General features: G+C 46.5%; 12 protein-coding genes. 9 read left to right on the top strand and 3 right to left on the bottom strand.

Going from position 1 to position 18,914, the window contains the following annotated elements; genetic code table 11:
- Positions 1-160: 160 nt before the first annotated feature.
- From ITG12_RS06530 to ITG12_RS06510, 5 genes are all read left to right on the top strand, one after another.
- Positions 161-1,381, top strand: coding sequence for an isochorismate synthase (locus ITG12_RS06530; RefSeq protein ID WP_248873862.1), 1,221 nt, complete (start codon positions 161-163; stop codon positions 1,379-1,381).
- Complete coding sequence (locus ITG12_RS06525) at positions 1,378-2,997, top strand: (2,3-dihydroxybenzoyl)adenylate synthase (RefSeq protein ID WP_248873861.1); 1,620 nt, start codon at positions 1,378-1,380, stop codon at positions 2,995-2,997. Before ITG12_RS06530 ends, ITG12_RS06525 begins: the two co-directional genes overlap by 4 nt.
- Positions 2,998-3,062: 65 nt before the next feature.
- A complete protein-coding gene (locus ITG12_RS06520) occupies positions 3,063-3,953 on the top strand; it encodes an isochorismatase family protein (protein ID WP_248873860.1) in 891 nt (296 codons plus the stop codon).
- 33 nt (positions 3,954-3,986) lie between these two features.
- Positions 3,987-7,934 (top strand): enterobactin synthase subunit F, encoded by a 3,948-nt coding sequence (locus tag ITG12_RS06515; RefSeq protein WP_104047118.1) that lies wholly within the window; start codon positions 3,987-3,989, stop codon positions 7,932-7,934.
- Complete coding sequence (locus ITG12_RS06510; RefSeq protein WP_248873859.1) at positions 7,927-8,874, top strand: hypothetical protein; 948 nt, start codon at positions 7,927-7,929, stop codon at positions 8,872-8,874. Before ITG12_RS06515 ends, ITG12_RS06510 begins: the two co-directional genes overlap by 8 nt.
- An 8-nt stretch (positions 8,875-8,882) precedes the next feature.
- On the opposite strand, the gene ITG12_RS06505 is transcribed toward ITG12_RS06510, so the two are convergent.
- Positions 8,883-9,605: a 4'-phosphopantetheinyl transferase superfamily protein gene (locus tag ITG12_RS06505; RefSeq protein ID WP_038865582.1), complete on the bottom strand. Its 723-nt coding sequence runs from the start codon at positions 9,603-9,605 to the stop codon at positions 8,883-8,885.
- A gap of 140 nt (positions 9,606-9,745) precedes the next feature.
- On the opposite strand from ITG12_RS06505, the gene ITG12_RS06500 reads away from it, so the two are divergent.
- The gene (locus ITG12_RS06500) at positions 9,746-11,707 is read left to right on the top strand and encodes a TonB-dependent receptor (RefSeq protein WP_248873858.1); all 1,962 of its coding nucleotides are present in this window, start codon (positions 9,746-9,748) and stop codon (positions 11,705-11,707) included.
- A gap of 96 nt (positions 11,708-11,803) precedes the next feature.
- Here the strand turns inward: ITG12_RS06500 and ITG12_RS06495 are convergent, their stop codons facing one another.
- The gene (locus tag ITG12_RS06495; RefSeq protein ID WP_248873952.1) at positions 11,804-13,129 is read right to left on the bottom strand and encodes a hemolysin family protein; all 1,326 of its coding nucleotides are present in this window, start codon (positions 13,127-13,129) and stop codon (positions 11,804-11,806) included.
- Positions 13,130-13,311: 182 nt separating this feature from the next.
- Here ITG12_RS06495 and ITG12_RS06490 point away from each other — a divergent pair, with 182 nt between their 5' ends.
- Entirely contained in the window at positions 13,312-14,544 is a 1,233-nt protein-coding gene (locus ITG12_RS06490) for a DEAD/DEAH box helicase (protein ID WP_045408738.1), read from the top strand.
- A gap of 109 nt (positions 14,545-14,653) precedes the next feature.
- Here ITG12_RS06490 and ITG12_RS06485 read toward each other — a convergent pair whose 3' ends face one another.
- Positions 14,654-16,255: a BCCT family transporter gene (locus tag ITG12_RS06485; protein WP_038865577.1), complete on the bottom strand. Its 1,602-nt coding sequence runs from the start codon at positions 16,253-16,255 to the stop codon at positions 14,654-14,656.
- A gap of 412 nt (positions 16,256-16,667) precedes the next feature.
- Between ITG12_RS06485 and ITG12_RS06480 the strand changes: the two genes are divergently transcribed.
- The gene (locus ITG12_RS06480; RefSeq protein ID WP_038865576.1) at positions 16,668-17,330 is read left to right on the top strand and encodes a TrkA family potassium uptake protein; all 663 of its coding nucleotides are present in this window, start codon (positions 16,668-16,670) and stop codon (positions 17,328-17,330) included.
- Positions 17,327-18,694 carry a TrkH family potassium uptake protein gene (locus ITG12_RS06475; protein ID WP_042602174.1) on the top strand — a complete coding sequence of 456 codons (1,368 nt, stop codon included), beginning with the start codon at positions 17,327-17,329 and terminating at the stop codon, positions 18,692-18,694. The genes ITG12_RS06480 and ITG12_RS06475 overlap by 4 nt, the downstream gene beginning before the upstream one ends.
- Positions 18,695-18,914: the final 220 nt, after the last annotated feature.

The following is an 18,914-nucleotide window of genomic DNA, read 5'->3' as shown; positions in this document are numbered from 1 at the left end:
TCCCCATATTAATACTATGGGATTAATTTATAAAATTGTAAATAATACGAATGATAATTATTATCAAAAGTGTTTGAATAAATGATTTTGTGTGTGTAGTCTCACCTCTTAAATGAGAAGGAATCTCATTTGGAACGCCATGTTTAATACAGTTTGAGAGATGATTATGCTTCGTAACTCAACGGGAAGCAGCACTATGCTCACAGAGTTTCTTAATGCCCATACGGATGATGCTTCGTTCTTCTTTAGCTCTCCGACAGTGACGTTATTGACTCAAGGGATTGCTGCCGAATTTTCCCAACAAGTCAGGTTCTCAGAATTAGATACTCACATCAGCCAATTATTGGATTCGGCGAAGGAAGAGGGTAATGAAAACCCTATCGCTGTAGGTGTGATTCCATTTTCTGAACACAACCCAGTACATTTTATTGTCCCTGAACGTCTGATTACGACATCACCAATCCGACCGGATAAAGTGTCGGATGTGGATGGGTTAGCGGATTGTCATCCATCTTCTATTCAACCCATTCCCGATCCTAGTGATTACATGCGTAGCGTTGAACAAGCCGTAAGGAGTTGCTGTCGAGAGGATGTGGAACTCGACAAAGTCGTTTTGTCTCGCACCATGCAAGTCGAGACGGAAGAGGATATTGATCGCGCTCGTTTCCTAAAAACGTTACTCAAACAGAACCCCGGTGGCTACACCTTTTCGACTCGCATTGGAGGAAGCCATTCCGATGCATATTTAATGGGCTCTAGCCCTGAGCTTCTTGTTTCGCGCAAAGGCTCTCATGTTTGCTCCAACCCGCTAGCAGGTTCCCGTCGTCGCAGTGACAACGAATCAATGAACCAACAACAAGGTGAGTTGATGATGGAAAGCAGCAAGGATCTTCACGAGCATGCGGTGGTTGTGGATGCCGTCGAGAAAGCGCTCCAACCTTGGTGCCACAATTTGTATGTGCCGATGGTGCCATCGGTGATTGAAACCAAAGCGATGTTACACCTTTCGACTCGTATCGAGGGCATGGTTTCAGATGCCAATACCAGCGTATTAAAACTCGCGAGTGCATTGCACCCGACACCTGCGGTATGCGGTTACCCTACAGCGCAGGCTTATGATTTTATCAGCAATGTAGAGCCCTTTGACCGTGGTTACTTTACCGGACTGGTTGGCTGGGTGGATGCCCGCGGCAATGGAGAATGGGTTGTCGTGATCCGTTGTGCTGAGGTCGAGAAAAAACGTCTTCGCGTTTACGCGGGTGCTGGCATTGTTGCTGGCTCAGAGCCACAAAGTGAACTTGAAGAAACCGGCAACAAGATGCGAACCGTGCTTAACGCATTGGGTATTGAAATCCGTGAGAACATGGAGGTGGTTCAATGAACCGCCCGTACATGAAGGCATCAGGATTTACCCCATGGCCGCAAGAGATGACTCAAAAGTATCGCGATGCAGGGTTTTGGACGCAGCAAACCATCCCAGAGATGCTTGAGGCGAGCGCACAGCGTTATTCAGAATGCGTAGCTTTGGTTGCGGGCGATCAGCAATGGACTTACCAAGCGTTAGTTGAACAAGTTGACAAACTTGCTGCCGGGTTCCAGCACAAGCTCAATCTAAAATCCGGTGATAAAGCGGTTTTGCATTTGCCCAACGTTGGTGAGTTTTATTTGAGTTTCTTTGCCTTGCTTAAAATTGGGGTTCAACCCGTTTTAGCGTTACCTGCGCATCGCTATTCGGAGATTCGATACTTTTGTCATTTTACAGAAGCGAAAGTATTGATTACCGCACCTCAATTGGGCGTCAAAACCGCTGAGATAGCTCAACAAGTGGCCGCAGATTTACCGAGTTTAAAAACGGTAGTGTGGGCTGGTGAAGAGAGCTTAATGCCTATCGGTGCTCAAGCGCTAAACACACTGTTTTTGGAAGAGGTTGATGCTCAATCTAATGTCGCCGAAGACTTTGCTTTTTTCCAACTTTCTGGTGGGACAACGGGTACGCCAAAGCTCATCCCAAGAACCCACATTGATTACCTTTATAGCGTTAGTGCGAGCAATGACGTTTGTCAGTTCTCTGCTTGCACTCGTTACTTATGCGTTTTACCTGCTGCGCACAATTTCCCATTAAGTTCGCCTGGTGCGTTGGGTTGCTTTATGGCTGGTGGCATGGTCGTACTAGCGCCAGATGCCAGCCCTCAAACGGCCTTTTCTTTGATTGAAAAACACCAAATCACTGTCGCGGCTTTGGTTCCTCCATTGGCGTTGTTATGGCTAGATGAAGCAGCAAGAACCCAGCAAAACATTACGTCACTTCAGTTACTGCAAGTCGGTGGCGCTCGTTTTAGTGAAGAGGCGGCAAAACGAGTGAAGCCAGAGCTTGGTTGTACTTTGCAACAAGTGTTTGGCATGGCTGAAGGGCTGGTAAATTACACCCGTTTGGATGATCCAGAGTCAGAAATTGTCACTACGCAAGGCCGTCCTATGTCTCCTGCAGATGAGCTTTTGGTACTAGACGAAGCAGGTAATCCGGTTCCGAAAGGGACTCCGGGGATTTTGTTCGTGCGTGGTCCTTACACCATTCAGGGTTATTACCATGCACCGGAACACAATCAGCGTTCTTTCACCGATCTTGGTTATTACCGTACTGGGGATATCGTCGTCATGACTGAAGCCGGCAATTTGCAAGTTGTGGGGCGGGATAAGGACCAAATCAATCGCGGTGGTGAAAAAATTGCGGCCGAAGAGGTGGAGAATCACCTTCTTGCTCATGACTCCGTTCACGATGCGGCGGTGATTGCGATCCCGGATGAATACCTTGGTGAGCGCAGTTGCGCGGCATTGGTGTGTAGAGCGCAAAATCCCAAGCCTATTGAAATCAAGCGATTCTTGCGAGGTAGAGGATTGGCGGATTTCAAAATTCCAGATCGCGTGATCTTTGTTGATGTTCTACCCAAAACGCCAGTAGGAAAGATCAATAAAAACAAACTTCTAGAACTGATTTAATCGAACCACCACACCACGATATCAAAGGTGTCGTGTGTATAAATAAAATTTTGGAGATTAGCCCCATGGCCATTCCATCTATCTCTGGTTATTCACTATCTAAGCCGATGCCAGAAAACCGCGTAAATTGGTCTGTAGAGCCAAAGCGCGCTGTATTATTGATTCACGATATGCAGCAGTATTTTCTCAATTTCTATGATGTCGATAGTGAGATGATCCAAACGCTCACTCATCATATTAAGCAAATTAAACAAGCGTGTATCGATGCGGGTATCCCTGTGGTTTACACCGCTCAACCGGGTGACCAACGCCAAGAAGACCGTGCCTTACTAACGGACTTTTGGGGACCAGGTCTGAAAGCGGATGATGATATTACGCGTATTTTCCCTGCGCTTGCGCCTTCTGAACAAGACATTGTTTACACCAAGTGGCGTTACAGTGCGTTTCAGCGTACTCCGCTTAAATCCATGATGGATGAAACGGGTCGTGACCAGCTGATCATCGTAGGTATTTATGCCCACATTGGTTGTTTGCAAACCGCTGCCGAAGCGTTCATGACCGATATTAAAGCTTTTATGGTTTCTGATGCTGTCGCAGACTTCTCAGCGAACGATCATGAAATGGCTCTCAATTATGTCGCAGGTCGCTGTGGCTATGTGTTGGATAAGCAGCAATTGCTATCTCAAATCAGCAGTGCAGATGAATTTGTCGGTGATGACTTTTCCATTCCTCAATCTCAGCAACATTTAACTCAGCAGTTAGCGGCATTGCTAGAAGTGCCAGTCGATGAAATGACGCCGGAAGATAGCCTGCTGGATTTCGGTTTAGATTCGGTTCGTATGATGTCACTGGTCGGTAACTGGCAGCAAGCTGGTCTAGACGTGAGTTTTATGGAACTTGCTGCCAAGCCCAGTGTGCAAGATTGGTGGCAACTGATTGAGAAGAAGCTGACTTAACAGCCTACGAGGAAGAGTAACAAAGGAATGGACATGTACGATTTACCTTATACAGCGGAGCAATTGCTGCCGCTTACGGATGCCCAAGCAGGGATTTGGTTTGCTCAGTTGCGCGACCCGGATAACCCAATTTACAAGACTGGCGAATACTTAGTGATTGATGGCAAGGTGGATGAGCCTTGTTTTGTTGAAGCGGTAAAAACCGCCATTGATGAAGTTGACTCGTTACACGCGAAGTTTGTCACTACCACCGAAGGCCCTCGCATGGTGATTGATAGACAAAACTGGCAGGTAGAGCGAATCGACTTCTCGCAACATGATGTGCCACTCGAGTCTGCAGTGGATTGGATGAAGAAAGAGTTGAAGCAGCCCGTTGATTTGGAGCAAGGCCCATTGTTTATTATGGCGCTGCTTAAGCTTGCAGAAGATAAGTTTGTTTGGTTCCTGTCACTTCACCACATTGCTATTGACGGCTACAGCATGTCGTTGATCGCTTCGCGTATTGCTCATATCTATGGCCAACTTACGAAGGGAGAGCAGTTTGACGAGATCCAATTGGTGGATCAACACGCTTTGCTTAAAGAAGATAACGACTATAAAGCGTCGGATAAATACCAAAAAGACCGTACCTTCTACTTACAACGTTATGCCGACCACTCTGATACGGTTAACTTAGCGGGTAAACCGACAGTGACATCTGATCACTTCTTACGCTTGAAAGGCGCGATGCCAGTAGAAGACTTCCAGCATATGGAATCGTTGGCGAAGCAATGCCGAACGCACTGGTACAGTGTGCTGATCGCTTCCATTGCTGCGTATGTTCATCGTATGACGCGTTCCAACGAGGTGGTGCTTGGTGTGCCGTTGATGGGGCGCTTAGGTTCAGTGGCAATTCAAACGCCAGCGATGCGAGTGAATATCTTGCCAGTACGAGTGAGTTTTACTCAAGATACGGACATCAAAACGCTAGTTAAACAGGTAAACCAAGAGTTCTCATCTGTTCGTCGTCACCAAGGGTACCGCTATGAAGAACTGCACCGCGAATTGAATCTAGTAAAAGACAACCGCAATCTATTTGGCCCTTTGGTCAATATCATGCCGTTTGAGTATGAACATAAATTTGGCGAGTTGGCTTCGAAAGCGCATAACCTGTCAGCGGGGCCCGTGGATGATATTTCCTTCTATTGTTATGAGCTTGACGGTCAACTTCACATAGATATGGATGCCAATCCAGAGCTGTATTCTGACCAAGACATTAAAGAGCACCAGCAGCGCTTGTTCCACTTTATGAGCGACTTTTTTGCAAGCGCGCAAGCTCAAGACCCATCGTTATGCCAAATCAGTGACGTGAATATTCTTCTCTCTGGGGAGAAAGAAAAGGTCATCGAAACTTGGAATGATACCGACCACGAGGTGCCAGAAACGACCCTAGCTGCCTTGTTGGCAAGGCAACGTATTCTGACGCCTCATGCTCCCGCCCTCATTTTTGAAGGACAAAAGCTCAGCTATGAGCAGTTAGCGAAAAAAGTGTACTCCTTGACGAACTGGTTAACCGCGCAAGGGGTTGAGCTGGGAGATCGCATTGCGGTTTGCATCCCAAGAAGTGAAGAACTGATTGTCGTACAACAGGCGATTCTTGCTGCTGGTGCGGTTTACGTACCGATCGATCCAGATTACCCAGAAGGCCGAATCCACTACATGTTGGAATCTTCTGCACCGAAGTTTGTATTCTCGACGACCGAGCTACAAAGCAAATTGCCACAAGGTGTGGAGGTGAAGTTGGTTGATGACGCGACGTTGCCAACTATTTATAAGGTGGTTGAGGCATTACCACCACAAGTGCGTCCGGAACCTCACTCTCCGGCTTACATGATTTATACCTCTGGTTCTACGGGCAAACCAAAAGGTGTTGTGGTTACTCACGATGCTATCGTCAACCGACTACTTTGGATGCACGACCAATACCCAATTGATGCCAAGGACCGGGTATTACAAAAAACGCCTGCAGGTTTTGATGTCTCTATTTGGGAATTTTTCTGGCCAATGATCGTCGGTTCATGCTTGGTGGTCGCAAAACCGGAGGGGCATAAAGATCCTATTTATCTGCAAGATCTTATCCATCGAGAGAAAATCACGACCTTGCACTTTGTGCCTTCAATGCTGCAAATCTTCGTCCAACAAGCCGATGCCAATTTGTGCCAGAGTTTACGCCAAGTTTTTTGTAGTGGTGAAGCGCTACCGATGGAATTGGTGAATCATTATTACCAAGACTTTAGTGCGCCATTGCACAACTTGTACGGTCCGACAGAAGCGGCCGTTGATGTGACTTATTGGCCAAGTGAGGCGAATGCGCAAGGTAATTCGACACCAATAGGCCGCCCTGTGTGGAACACCCAAATTTACATTTTGGATGATGCATTAAATCCAGTACCGCCGGGTGTCGTCGGTCATCTTTATATTGCGGGTCGACAATTAGCGTTGGGTTATCACGGCCAGCCAGAACTGACCGCAGAGCGTTTCATTGAAAGCCCATTCGGACCAAAAGGCAGCCGAATGTACTTATCTGGTGATTTGGCTCGTTGGCGAAAAGACGGGGCGATTGAATACTGTGGGCGTAGTGATTTTCAGGTCAAGATCCGAGGTTTCCGTATTGAGCTTGAAGAAATTGAAAACGCCTTAGCAAATCACCCAAGTGTCGCGCAAGTTGCGGTATTGGCGCAGGAATATGCCGATGGTGACAAACGCCTCGTAGCGTATGTTACGGCAGAAGATCCAGAACAGGGTGTTGATAGCAACTTGCTGCAGCGATTCCTTGCCGAACCGCTGCCAGAGTACATGGTTCCAAGTTACTTTGTGACGTTGGATACTTTCCCGTTAACGCCAAACGGTAAGCTGGATCGCAACGCGTTGCCGAAGCCTGATTTGTCTGGTCAGGTCGGTACAAAAGGGCCAAGCAACCTTGTTGAAGAACGTTTGTGTAAGCTGTTCTGCCAACTGCTTGATTTACCTGCGGTAGGCGTTGACGACAACTTCTTTGAACTAGGTGGTCACTCTTTGCTTGCCGCACAGTTGATTGCTCATGTGAAAGAAATCATGGGAATTGAACTGTCATTGGCAGCCGTATTTGAATCGCCGACTGTCTCTGGGATTGCCGCCAAGTTGAATGGCAGTGAAAGTGATGATGCCCTGAACATGTTATTGCCACTGCGTAAACGTGAAGGGAAAGCGGCCATTTTCTGTGTACACCCTGCGGGTGGCTTAAGTTGGTGCTACGCGGCTTTAACGCCGATCATTCCATCCAATGTTCCTCTCTATGGCGTGCAAGCTCGTAATCTGGGTGACCCTTCTGCACCATTGCCAAAGAGCATGAAAGAAATGGCAGAAGACTACGTTGCCGCGATTCGTGAAGAGCAACCTTTTGGTCCTTACCATCTTCTGGGCTGGTCAATTGGTGGCATGATTGTTCACCTAATGGCGGGCATCTTACAAGAACAAGGCCAAGAAGTTGGTTTGGTTACGCTGTTAGATTCTTACCCTGCAGAGCAGTGGCAAACCATCCATCCACCGGGAGAAGAGCAAGCGCTCGGCGCACTGATTCGTATGGCCGGCGTTGAGTTTGATGAAGCCGCGCATTCCAGTATTACGAAGCCAGAAGTGATCGATATCTTACAGGATGCGGGCTCGTCTATGGCGCATTTAAGTACTGAAACCATCACGGCGATGATCGATGTCGTAATCAACAACAACCAACGTGTCCGTGATGCCATTGACTATCAATATCAAGGCGATGTGCTGTTCTTTAATGCTGAGAAGCCACCAGAAGAGGCCTTTTTGGATCGCAATGGATGGTTCAAATACATGGACGGCGACTTGAAAGTGATTGATGTGGCCTGTATTCACCGTGACATGATGCGCCCAGATATGCTGCGTGAAATCGGTACGCATATGGTGAAAGAGTTGAGAGAGAATTTCGATGTTTGATTCGACAGCTCAATCTAAGCCAAGTGCGATGTTGGAGGGGATGATTTCCCCTCTGACTTTCTTCAAAAATAAGTTGGAATCAGGCGCTATTTTGGCGCTTGGCGAGGCACATTGGTATGCCGATTTATTTGAGCAAATGACCGATGTGTTGCTCGCTCCTCAATTGGATGGGGCATTCACGCATTTGTTCATCGAGTTTGGTAACGCTAAGCATCAAGCGCTGCTTAACAACTACTTATTGGGAGAGGCGGTCACCGACACTGAATTGGCTGCCGTATGGTTAGATTCAATCGCTTTTCCTGCATGGATGCATCCGTGTTACGGCCAATTTTTTCATCGATTGCGAGCTGCGAATGCTGAGCGCAACGTGCCGATCAAAGTCGTGCTGACGGAGCCGTCGTTCAATTGGCAAGCCATTCAACATCCTTCTGAACTGAGTAAGTTGAATGCTCAACGTGACCAAACCTTAGTGGACGGCGTTGAAAAGCTGCAACAGAAACAGGCACAGGGTGTGGTGGTGCTTGTTGGAGCAAGGCACATTCTTAAGCGTTCTCCAACCTTAGGGTTCATGTCCAAACATAAAACTTTTGGTGACCTAGCGAAACAGAAGTTTGGCGAACAATATGTATCAGTTTGGCCACACATTTTACCAAGTGAATGGGGCAGCACTGAGCGGGGTATTTATACAACGACGCAGCCTCATCTTAAAAAGAAATCGTTTCTCGACATTATTCCGAAAAAGCCACTGGTGAACCCTTACGCGTTTACTTCCCTTGAGCAGCTGGTGGATGCCTATTGGTATTTAGGTCCACAAACGCGTCAGTTAGATGCCAAGGGCGTCACAGTACCGCCAATGTGGAAAGCGCTTTTAGAACAACGGTTGCCGCTGGTTAATGCGCGACAACAAATGGTGATCAAAAAGGTTATTGAACAAAAATAATGACATATTCATGAGGAAAAAAAGCACAACGAGAAAACATATTGCTCGGTAAAGCAATAGTGGCCATGAAAGGAGAGATTCGGCAAGTTAGCCTGCAATAAAGTTCGATTCTCTCCAATCAGTTCGAAGTGAAATTGACCGGCGTTTTCAGCGTCCGGCTGCAGGGTGATTTGTGCATCTAGAAAGTCGAAGTACACCTGAACAAACGGGTAGAGACATTTAAACAGGCTCTCTTTAATGCTGAATATCAGTGCATCGGGGAGGGTGTTGGACGTTTCCATTAATGTCTTTTCGCTCTGGGTGTAGATGCTAGAAAAAAGGTGCGAGGCGAGAGGGGTATTGTTTTCCACATCAATACCCAAACTCGGTACTTCACTTTTTAACGCACACGCTGCGAGGCATAGGCTGTCGGTGTGACTGATGCTGCCGCTGATGAGGCTCGGGAATAAGGGCTCTCTAGCTTTGCCTGAAAGAATGGGTACCTGAGCTAATTCAGAATCGTTTGATACCAATCGCTTTATGGCTTCTCGAGCGGATTGACGTCCGGCTCGGAATTCTCGTTGACGCTTTTTAACGGCTTTATGAATTTGTTGCTCTTCCTCGAGAAGGCCCACTTTATCGTACATATCGGGTGTGGCTTTTACGATGTGAACCGTTGGACTGGCACTTTCTAAGTGAAGACAGAGAGGGGCAAGAATGTTAACTAGCTTGTCGTTTTTCAATAGTGTCACTTTTCAACCTGTTGCAGTTCAAAAATACAATACAGCTCAAATGTAAATGCTAATACGAGTAATAATAATTGTCATTTATACATTCGTTTATTAGAGTTTGCGAGCTCAATTTATTTATAAAATAGATATAAGGATATGCAGTGAAAAGTTTAGTTAAAAAGCCCACATTTATGCCTTCTATGCTCGCAGGAGCACTTTTGACGGCGCTAAGTGGTTATGCTGTTGCTGATGATCAAGATGAAGTGTTGGAAATGGAACGTATGGTTGTTACTGCAACCCTTACCCAACACTCAGAATTGACCGCACCAGCTTCTGTTTCGGTTATTACCGCAGAAGACATCTCAAAGATGCCAGTGAAAGATATCTCAGAAGCGATTCGTAGTGCGACGGGTGTGAGTGTTTTGAGCAGCACCGCTTATGGTCGTAATACTATCCGTATTCGTGGTTTGGATTCCAAGCACACGCTAATCTTGATCAATGGTCGTCGAATTAACTCACAAGATGCGCTTATTCGAGGTAATGACTTTGACCTATCGAGTATCCCTTTAACGGCTATTCAGCGTATTGAAGTGGTTCGTGGCCCGGTTTCTTCCCTTTATGGTTCTGAGGCCATGGGTGGTGTGGTGAACGTGATCTTGAAATCACCAACGGAAGAGTTATCCGGCTCGGTTGGTCTTGAATACGAGAGCGTTCTTGAAGGTGACGGTGGTGATGGTCTGAAAGGTCATGCTTACGCGAGCGGCGAACTGACGCAAAATGTAGAAGGCAGCATCATTGTTGAAAGCTCTACACGTGACCCTTGGCGCACAGACACAAATCCTAATTTTGATGCGCTAGAGCAGAAAGACACGACCAATGTGTTTGGTGAGCTCGCATGGCAATTAACCGAAGAACAGCGTTTGATTGCGGATGTTATCTACACCAAAGATGAGCGTGAAGCAGATTGGGTTCACCCTCGTTCAGGCCCTCAAACGAACACACAAGACTCGACGCGCTGGAACTACGGTTTAACGCATGAAGGCGCTTGGGACACGGTAGATTCACAAGTACGTCTCTACGGTGAGAGCATGCAACTTGACGATGCAAGTACGGCTTACACTAACGGCGCTGCGGATGTCGACTTACAAAATAATACTCTCGATTTCAAACTTTCTGGTTTGTGGCGAGATTCGCATGAGTGGGTATTCGGTGGTGAATACCGTACTTCTGAGCTGAAAAACAGCCGTGATGTTCCATCTGGTGATATCGATAACTACCAAGGTGCGGTATTTGTTCAAGGTGAATTTGATCTCGACAAACTGGCGCTGACATTGGGTGGCCGTCAAGATTTTCATGAGGTCTATGGCAGTCACTTTAGCCCGCGTGCTTATGCCGTTTACAGCATCACCGATGAGTTTGTCTTGAAAGGCGGTGCTGGTGGTGGCTTCCGAGCTCCTGGCATGATGGAAAGCAGCGACCAAGTTCGCGTAATCAGTTGTGGTAACCGTTGTTGGTTAACGGGTAATGATGATCTTAAACCGGAAGAATCAGAAAGCTACGAAGCAGGTCTTGCGTACGAATCAACATCAATGGGCGTAGGTCTGATGTACTACTACACGGACTTGAAGAACAAGATCGAACGTGACCTAACCAAGGTTGTTGGTATGGATGGCCCTATGCCAATCTTCACTTACCAAAACATCGGTAAAGCGGAGATCAAAGGTATTGAGGTTGAAGGTTGGTATGACATTACAGACAGCATCAACCTGAAAGGTAACTACACTTACACGGACGCTAAAGACAAGAGTACAGGTGATACGCTCATGCAAACACCTGAGCATCTAGCGAACCTGGACGTCAATTGGAAAGTGTTTGATTCATTCACAACGTTTGCTCGTGTGAATTACATCGGTGAACAAGTGATCACGAACCTAAGCCGTGAAAACAAAACGGTGGATGGTTACACGCTAGTCGGTCTTGGTGTGGGTTACGATTTCCAACAGTTGAACCTTAAAGCGGGTTTAAACAACATTTTTGATGTCGAGTTGGACGATGAAGACGATTACTACGGCTACTCTGAAAAAGGCCGTAGTGCGTATGTAAGCGCAACGTACTTGTTCTAATCGAAACGAAGATCGTGAATCTCATTTAGCAAAACAGCCTCTATCGAGAGGCTGTTTTTTTGTTTGAGTTAAACACTCGTAAATTCGTAATTAGTCTTATTGCTCAGCTTCGAATTCTCTCACCATTTCCGTTACTTTAACTTGTGTGATCCGATTGCTCTTGACCTGCAACACGTCAAATTGCCACTGTTGATATTCAACGGTTTCTCCTTGAGCAGGCACGCGGCCAATTAACCAAGTCAGAAAACCATTTAAGGTTTGGAAGCCCTCGCTTTCTTCTCCCTCAATGCTGCTGAGCTCAAGTTTGTATTTCAGCTCATTCATCGGAATCAAGGCGTCCATTATCCAACTGCCGTCTTTCTGTTTTTTCGCCCAGATTTGCTGTGGTGCCATGCCTAACTCACCAGCGATAGATTTGAGCAAATCGTAGTGTGTCACTAGGCCCTGCACGTCGCCATATTCGTCAACGATAAAGACCATTTCGGTGCTGGTTTGCTGCATGTAGTTGAGCAACGGTAGCCCTTTCATGGACTCAGGAACAAAACGTGAACGTTTGAGTAATTTTGCTAACCGCGATATTGATAGCTCGTCATACTCATCGAGCAACGCTTTAGAAGAAATGGTCCCAATGATGTTATCCAAGCCGCCTTTACATACCGGCCAAACGGAATGCTGAGTTTGACGTAAATTCTTCAGTATTGCATCGAGTGGTAAATCCAGATCGAGATAGTGAATGTCACAGCGTGGTGTCATTAAAGAGAGCGCCAAGCGGTCATTCAAGTGCAGAAGGTTACGGATCATCAGCTGTTCCTGAGGCTCGATTGCACCACATTCAGAACCTTCACTGACCACAGCAAATATATCTTCTTCTGTTACGACTTCACCGGTGTGGTTTTGGCGTAGCAATCTCAGTAAAGATTCTGTCGATAGCGTCAGTAACATGACAAACGGAGTCGTTAACTTGGCCAACCAATGAATAGGGTAGGCCACAAGAACAGCAATATGCTCTGGGTTGTTTTGAGCGAAGCGTTTCGGAACTAGCTCACCCACTACGATTGCAAAGTAGGTGATCACGACGACGACAATGGCGGTGGCAAGGATGGTGGCGACCTCTCGTTCTAGGCCTTGTGCGACAAGCCAATGCTCAAAGGGAACTGAAAGGGTGGCTTCACCAAAAATACCGCTGAGGATACCAATCACGGTGATGCCGATTTGGATTGTGGAGAGGAATTGCGTTGGGTTGTTTTTTAATTGTAGAGCGAGGCGGGCAGAAGCGCTGTGTTGGGCAAACTTTTTCAGTCGGCCGCTTTTGGCTGTGACTAACGCTATCTCAGACATGGCAAAAACACCATTAAGCGCTATTAATCCAACCAGTAATAAAATATCCATGAAGTTTTCCAGTGATGCACACTCTTGCAGCATAACGAGGTTCAAGGGGAAGAAATGTGAGGTGGTCAATAAATCATCACGCTGTAACAATCAGATGCCTTATTAAAAGGATAGAATTTGCTTATCGTCTCCGGCTTGTTCAAGTATGAATGATTCTGTTACTTAGTTCGGATTCTGATACACTACGCGCCCATTTCCTCTGTTGAGACTTTTCTATGCCATTTTCTAAGCTTGGTTTAAGCGCACCTATCACTGATGCAGTGAAGGCGCTGGGTTATGAAAAACCGACTTCTATCCAACAAAAAGCCATTCCGATTGTTTTGCGTGGCAGCAATTTGATTGCCGCAGCACAAACTGGTACCGGTAAGACTGCTGGCTTTGTACTACCAATCTTAGAAAAACTCAGCAAAGGGGAAACTCAGCGTAAGAAGCGCGCTCGTGCGATCATTTTGACCCCGACACGTGAGTTAGCACTTCAAGTACACCAGAGCATCGAGGCATACGGCAAAAACTTATCGCTTCGTTCTATGGCGATGTTTGGTGGTGTGGATTATGCGCCACAGAAACAAGCGCTGATTGAAGGCGTGGATATTGTCGTAAGCACGCCAGGCCGTTTGATTGACCTTTACGGCCAACGTGCCATTCACTTTGATGAAGTGGAAATGCTGGTTCTGGATGAAGCCGATAAGATGTTGGATATGGGCTTTATCGATTCGATTGATAAGATCGTCGATTGCATGCCAGAAGACATTCAAAGCTTGTTGTTCTCAGCGACGCTATCAAACCCAGTTCGTGACTTGGCGAAAAACGCTATCGTTGACCCTGAAGAGATCACCATTGCGAAGCACAGCGCATCTAAGTCGAACATCAAGCAGTGGATCACTACCGTCGATAAAGACATGAAGTCGTCACTACTGAGCCATATGCTGACGGAAAACGACTGGTCGCAAGTGTTGGTGTTTATCGAGACAAAACACGGCGCGGCGAAGTTGGTTTCTCAACTAGAGAAGCGTGGTATCGTGGCAGAGGCGTTCCACAGTGGTCGTAACCAACGCGTTCGCCAAGAATTGATTGAGCAGTTTAAAGCGGGTGAAATCCAGTACTTAGTGGCAACGGGTGTTGCGGCGCGTGGTATTGATATCGACAACCTACCTGTTGTTATTAACTACGACTTGCCATTCCCAGCGGATGAATACGTTCACCGTATTGGTCGTACTGGCCGTGCTGGTGCACAAGGTGAAGCGATTTCACTGGTATCAAAAGATGACTTCAAAAACCTATGCATGATTGAAAGCCGTCTGGGTCACTTGCTTGAACGTGTGGAAATCGAAGGTTTCACACCAAGAAAGCCTGTGCCAATTTCTATCTTGAACTACGTACCAAAGAACAAACGTAAACCACAAGACAATGATCGTCCTCGTCGAGACAACGCTGACAAGCGCGATTAAAAATAATCCTTGTTAAAGACGCAGAACTAAAAAAAGAAGCCGCATTTCGATGCGGCTTCTTTGCTTTTTACAACCCTGTTCAAGCTAGGTGGGTTCAGGTTCTGTCTGTCTAGTTCGCTTTCGCTAAACGTCGCTGAATGAACTGAGGTTCTGTGCGCATACCCATCACCAGACTGACACACATAACCAATAGAATGATGGTGAATGGCAGACCAGTTGAAATCGTACCGGCTTGCAGGGCTTGAATTGCTTCTGTACCACCAATCCACAGTAGAACAGCCGCAATAGCACCTTCTATGGTTGCCCAGAAGATACGTTGTGGTACTGGCGCATCCACTTTACCACCAGCGGTAATACTATCGACAACCAACGATGCAGAGTCTGACGAGGTAATAAAGAACACCATGATCAGAACAATCGAAATGACAGACAAAATCGAGCTCATTGGCATTGCTTCATAAGCATAGAATAGTGACAGTGTTAGGTCGGTAAGCCCATTCGTACCAAGCTCTCCCACTTTGTTCATTACTTGGTCTATCGCAATGCCACCAAATGCGGACATCCAAATTAGCGTTATGAGCGTCGGAATTAAAATCACAGCAGTAAGGAATTCGCGAACCGTACGTCCTTTTGATACTCGTGCAATGAACATACCCACACATGGTGACCATGAAATCCACCAAGCCCAGTAGAACACCGTCCAACCGTGCATCCACGCTTCATCTTCTCGGCCATACGGGTTGCTAAGAGGAATAATGTTCTCAACGTAACCCATTAGCGTAGTCGGGATAGTACTCAACGCGACGGCAAGACCCGCTAGGATAACAAAGACCAATAGAGCAAAAGCCATAGTAAGGTTGATGTTGCTCAGCACTTTTACGCCGCCATCGATTCCTCGAATGACCGACACAACCGCAAGTGTAGTAACGAAAGCGATCACCCCAAGTTGCATTCCAATGCCACTTTCAATGCCCATCACATGCGCGATACCGCTTGCAGCTTGCTGCGCGCCTAGACCTAACGAGGTCGCTAGACCAAAGAGTGTTGCGAGCACGGCCAGAACATCAATCACATGGCCAAACCAACCCCACGTGCGATCACCAAGCAGTGGGTAAAAGACGGAACGGATTGAAAGTGGTAGGCCTTTATTAAAGGCAAAGAAAGCCATAGACAGTGCAACAACGGCGTAGATTGCCCAAGGGTGCAGACCCCAGTGGAACATAGTTGCCCCAAGTGCGACTTGTTTGGCTTCTTCTGTAAATGGCGTTACGCCAAGTGGAGTCTCGTACCAACCTGTAAAGTATGCGACAGGTTCGGCAACGCCCCAAAACATGAGACCGATGCCCATGCCAGCAGCAAACAACATCGCAATCCAAGAAATGTTGGAATGTTCCGGCTTTGCGTTCTCACCGCCAATGCGGATCTTGCCAAAAGGAGAAAAGATCAAACCAATACAGAAGATTAAAAAGATATTGCCAGCCCACATGAAGAGATCATCAAAGCTTCCGATGATCTGCCATTTGACACCATCAAGGCTTGCTTTTGCAGTGGCTGGGTCGACGAGCAGAAGTGCGATTAAAAAAATAATGATCAAGCCAGCGCTGGTGCCAAAAACAGGGTTATGAACATCAAATCCCCACTTTTGAACGTTGTCTTGGCCGACCGTGTAGTCAGTATTATCAATACTGTACTTATCCTTAGTTGTAGACATCATCCCTCTCAAAACTACTTAGAGTACAAACTAATTTGTCGGCGCGCACTATAACAAACGTCAGAGTAAATGGCTAATTTGTTGATGAAAAGATCAACTTGGTTGGTTTTTATACGTGCAAAAAGCAAAGAACACGAAATAATTTTCGGGATTGATAGTCTTTGCAAATAAAGCATCTGTCAAAAATATATATTGATAACTGTTTGAATAGCATGAGTGTGAGTCAGTTAGCTATTGTTCTGATTTAATTGACAATAAGTAGGAAAACTCGCTAGTTGCGTCTACGCTTTAAAAAGTTTTTGTGCGAATGTTTCAGTTAATCTTCTGTCAATTTTCTGTCGTCTAGTTTGCAGATGATAGGGAATAGGCGCAGACTTTCGCGCTTGCTATTCAACGCATAAATGAGGCACAAATGAAAACGGGTGATAAGCAATTTGCTGTAATTGGTCTAGGTCGTTTCGGCTTAGCCGTGTGTAAAGAACTGCAAGATTCTGGCTCACAAGTTTTGGCGGTAGACGTTAATGAAGATCGTGTAAAAGAAGCGGCGAGTTTTGTTAGCCAAGCCATTGTTGCAAACTGCACTCATGAAGAGACGGTGACCGAACTTAAGCTTGATGACTATGACATGGTCATGATCGCCATCGGTGCTGATGTTAATGCCAGCATCCTCGCCACTTTGATCGCGAAGGAAGCCGGCGTGAAATCCGTTTGGGTGAAGGCAAACGACCGCTTCCAAGCTCGCGTACTGCAAAAAATTGGTGCAGACCACGTGATCATGCCAGAGCGAGACATGGGTATCCGCGTTGCACGTAAGATGTTGGATAAGCGTGTGCTGGAGTTCCACCCTCTGGGCAGTGGCTTGGCAATGACTGAGTTTGTCATTGGCTCTCGTTGGATGGGCAAAACCTTGGGCGAACTGGCTTTGTGCAAAGTGGAAGGTGTTCAAGTGCTGGGCTTTAAGCGTGGTCCAGAAATCATCAAAGCGCCCGAGCTCACCACGACATTAGAAATTGGTGACCTTATTATTGTTGTCGGCCCTCAAGATAAATTAGCAAGCAAGCTGAAATCATTATGAGCCAATTTCACCAGAGAGGCGTGTTCTACGTCCCAGACGGCAAACGAGATAAAGCGAAAGGTGGCGAGCCGCGCATTATATTGCTGAGCTTTCTCGGTGTGTTATTGCCTTCTGCTGTTTTGCTAACCTTACCTATGTTTTCGGTGACCGGTCTGTCGATTACAGATGCGCTATTTACTGCGACTTCTGCCATCAGTGTGACGGGGCTTGGGGTCGTTGATACGGGGCAACACTTCACCTTGGCCGGTAAGATTTTGCTGATGTGCTTGATGCAAATCGGTGGGCTAGGGCAAATGACGTTATCTGCGGTATTGCTTTATATGTTTGGTGTTCGCCTTAGCTTGCGCCAACAAGCCTTGGCAAAAGATGCCTTAGGACAAGACCGTCAGGTTAACTTGCGTAAGCTGGTTAAGAAAATCGTGGTGTTTGCCCTGATCGCAGAAACGATAGGTTTTATTTTCCTTTCTTTCCGTTGGGTGCCTGAAATGGGTTGGCAAACGGGGATGTTCTACGCACTGTTCCATTCTATCTCTGCGTTCAACAACGCCGGATTTGCATTGTTCTCAGATAGCATGATGAGCTTTGTGAATGACCCAGTGGTGATCTTTACGTTGGCGGCATTGTTCATATTCGGTGGTTTGGGTTTCACTGTTATTGGTGACTTGTGGTTGCATTGGCGAAAAGGTTTTCACTTTTTGCACTTGCATACCAAGATCATGTTGATTGCGACCCCCGTATTGCTTGCCGTTGGGACCATCATGTTCTGGTTATTGGAAAGACACAACCCGAACACAATGGAATCTTTGCCTGTAGCGGGGCAGTGGTTAGCGGCGTTCTTCCAATCTGCCAGCGCACGTACAGCGGGTTTTAATAGTGTCGATCTAGCACAATTTACTCAACCAGCTCTGTTGGTGATGATTGTATTGATGCTTATCGGTGCGGGTTCTACCTCAACCGGCGGTGGTATTAAGGTGTCTACCTTTGCTGTCGCGTTTATGGCGACATGGGCGTTCCTTCGTCAGAAAAAGCATGTCGTCATTTTCAAACGTACCGTCAATTGGCAAACCGTTACTAAGTCGCTTGCGATTATTGTTGTGAGCGGGGCTATTCTCACGACGGCAATGTTTTTGCTCATGCTCACCGAGAAAGCCGACTTTGATAAGGTGATGTTCGAGACGATTTCTGCTTTTGCGACTGTTGGATTAACTGCTGGTTTGACGGCTGATCTTTCTGAACCAGGCAAGTACATCATGATAGTAGTGATGATCATTGGTCGTATTGGTCCACTGACACTGGCTTATATGCTAGCGCGTCCAGAACCAACGCTAATCAAATACCCAGAAGACAATGTCTTAACTGGTTAGTAATAGATCTGTTATCAGCAAACGATTACGCGAGTATGGCGTTTTAACTGCGCTCGCGTTTTTTATAAATACGCTGCAGAAATGAGAATAATTTCGATTTATTTGCATTAGTAGTATTTCAATCCTTAACGATTTCTGTACTATCCCATAGTTCTTTCATATACAACTTGTTGTTTTATTTGCGTATGGAATGCGTAATTCGCGCATCGAACTCATGGAG

Source organism: Vibrio sp. ED002 (assembly GCF_023277445.1).
In the GTDB taxonomy this organism is placed as follows: domain Bacteria; phylum Pseudomonadota; class Gammaproteobacteria; order Enterobacterales; family Vibrionaceae; genus Vibrio; species Vibrio jasicida.
The sequence above is the reverse complement of the archived record's forward strand: the minus strand, read 5'-3'. Positions and strand labels throughout refer to the sequence as shown.

Coding starts and splice junctions, on each gene's coding strand:
- ITG12_RS06475 (WP_042602174.1), top strand. CDS start 17,327: ATGAGCCAATTTCACCAGAGAGGCGTGTTCTACGTCCCAGACGGCAAA.
- ITG12_RS06515 (WP_104047118.1), top strand. CDS start 3,987: ATGTACGATTTACCTTATACAGCGGAGCAATTGCTGCCGCTTACGGAT.
- ITG12_RS06510 (WP_248873859.1), top strand. CDS start 7,927: ATGTTTGATTCGACAGCTCAATCTAAGCCAAGTGCGATGTTGGAGGGG.
- ITG12_RS06495 (WP_248873952.1), bottom strand. CDS start 13,129: ATGCTGCAAGAGTGTGCATCACTGGAAAACTTCATGGATATTTTATTA.
- ITG12_RS06530 (WP_248873862.1), top strand. CDS start 161: ATGATTATGCTTCGTAACTCAACGGGAAGCAGCACTATGCTCACAGAG.
- ITG12_RS06490 (WP_045408738.1), top strand. CDS start 13,312: ATGCCATTTTCTAAGCTTGGTTTAAGCGCACCTATCACTGATGCAGTG.
- ITG12_RS06480 (WP_038865576.1), top strand. CDS start 16,668: ATGAAAACGGGTGATAAGCAATTTGCTGTAATTGGTCTAGGTCGTTTC.
- ITG12_RS06520 (WP_248873860.1), top strand. CDS start 3,063: ATGGCCATTCCATCTATCTCTGGTTATTCACTATCTAAGCCGATGCCA.
- ITG12_RS06525 (WP_248873861.1), top strand. CDS start 1,378: ATGAACCGCCCGTACATGAAGGCATCAGGATTTACCCCATGGCCGCAA.
- ITG12_RS06485 (WP_038865577.1), bottom strand. CDS start 16,255: ATGTCTACAACTAAGGATAAGTACAGTATTGATAATACTGACTACACG.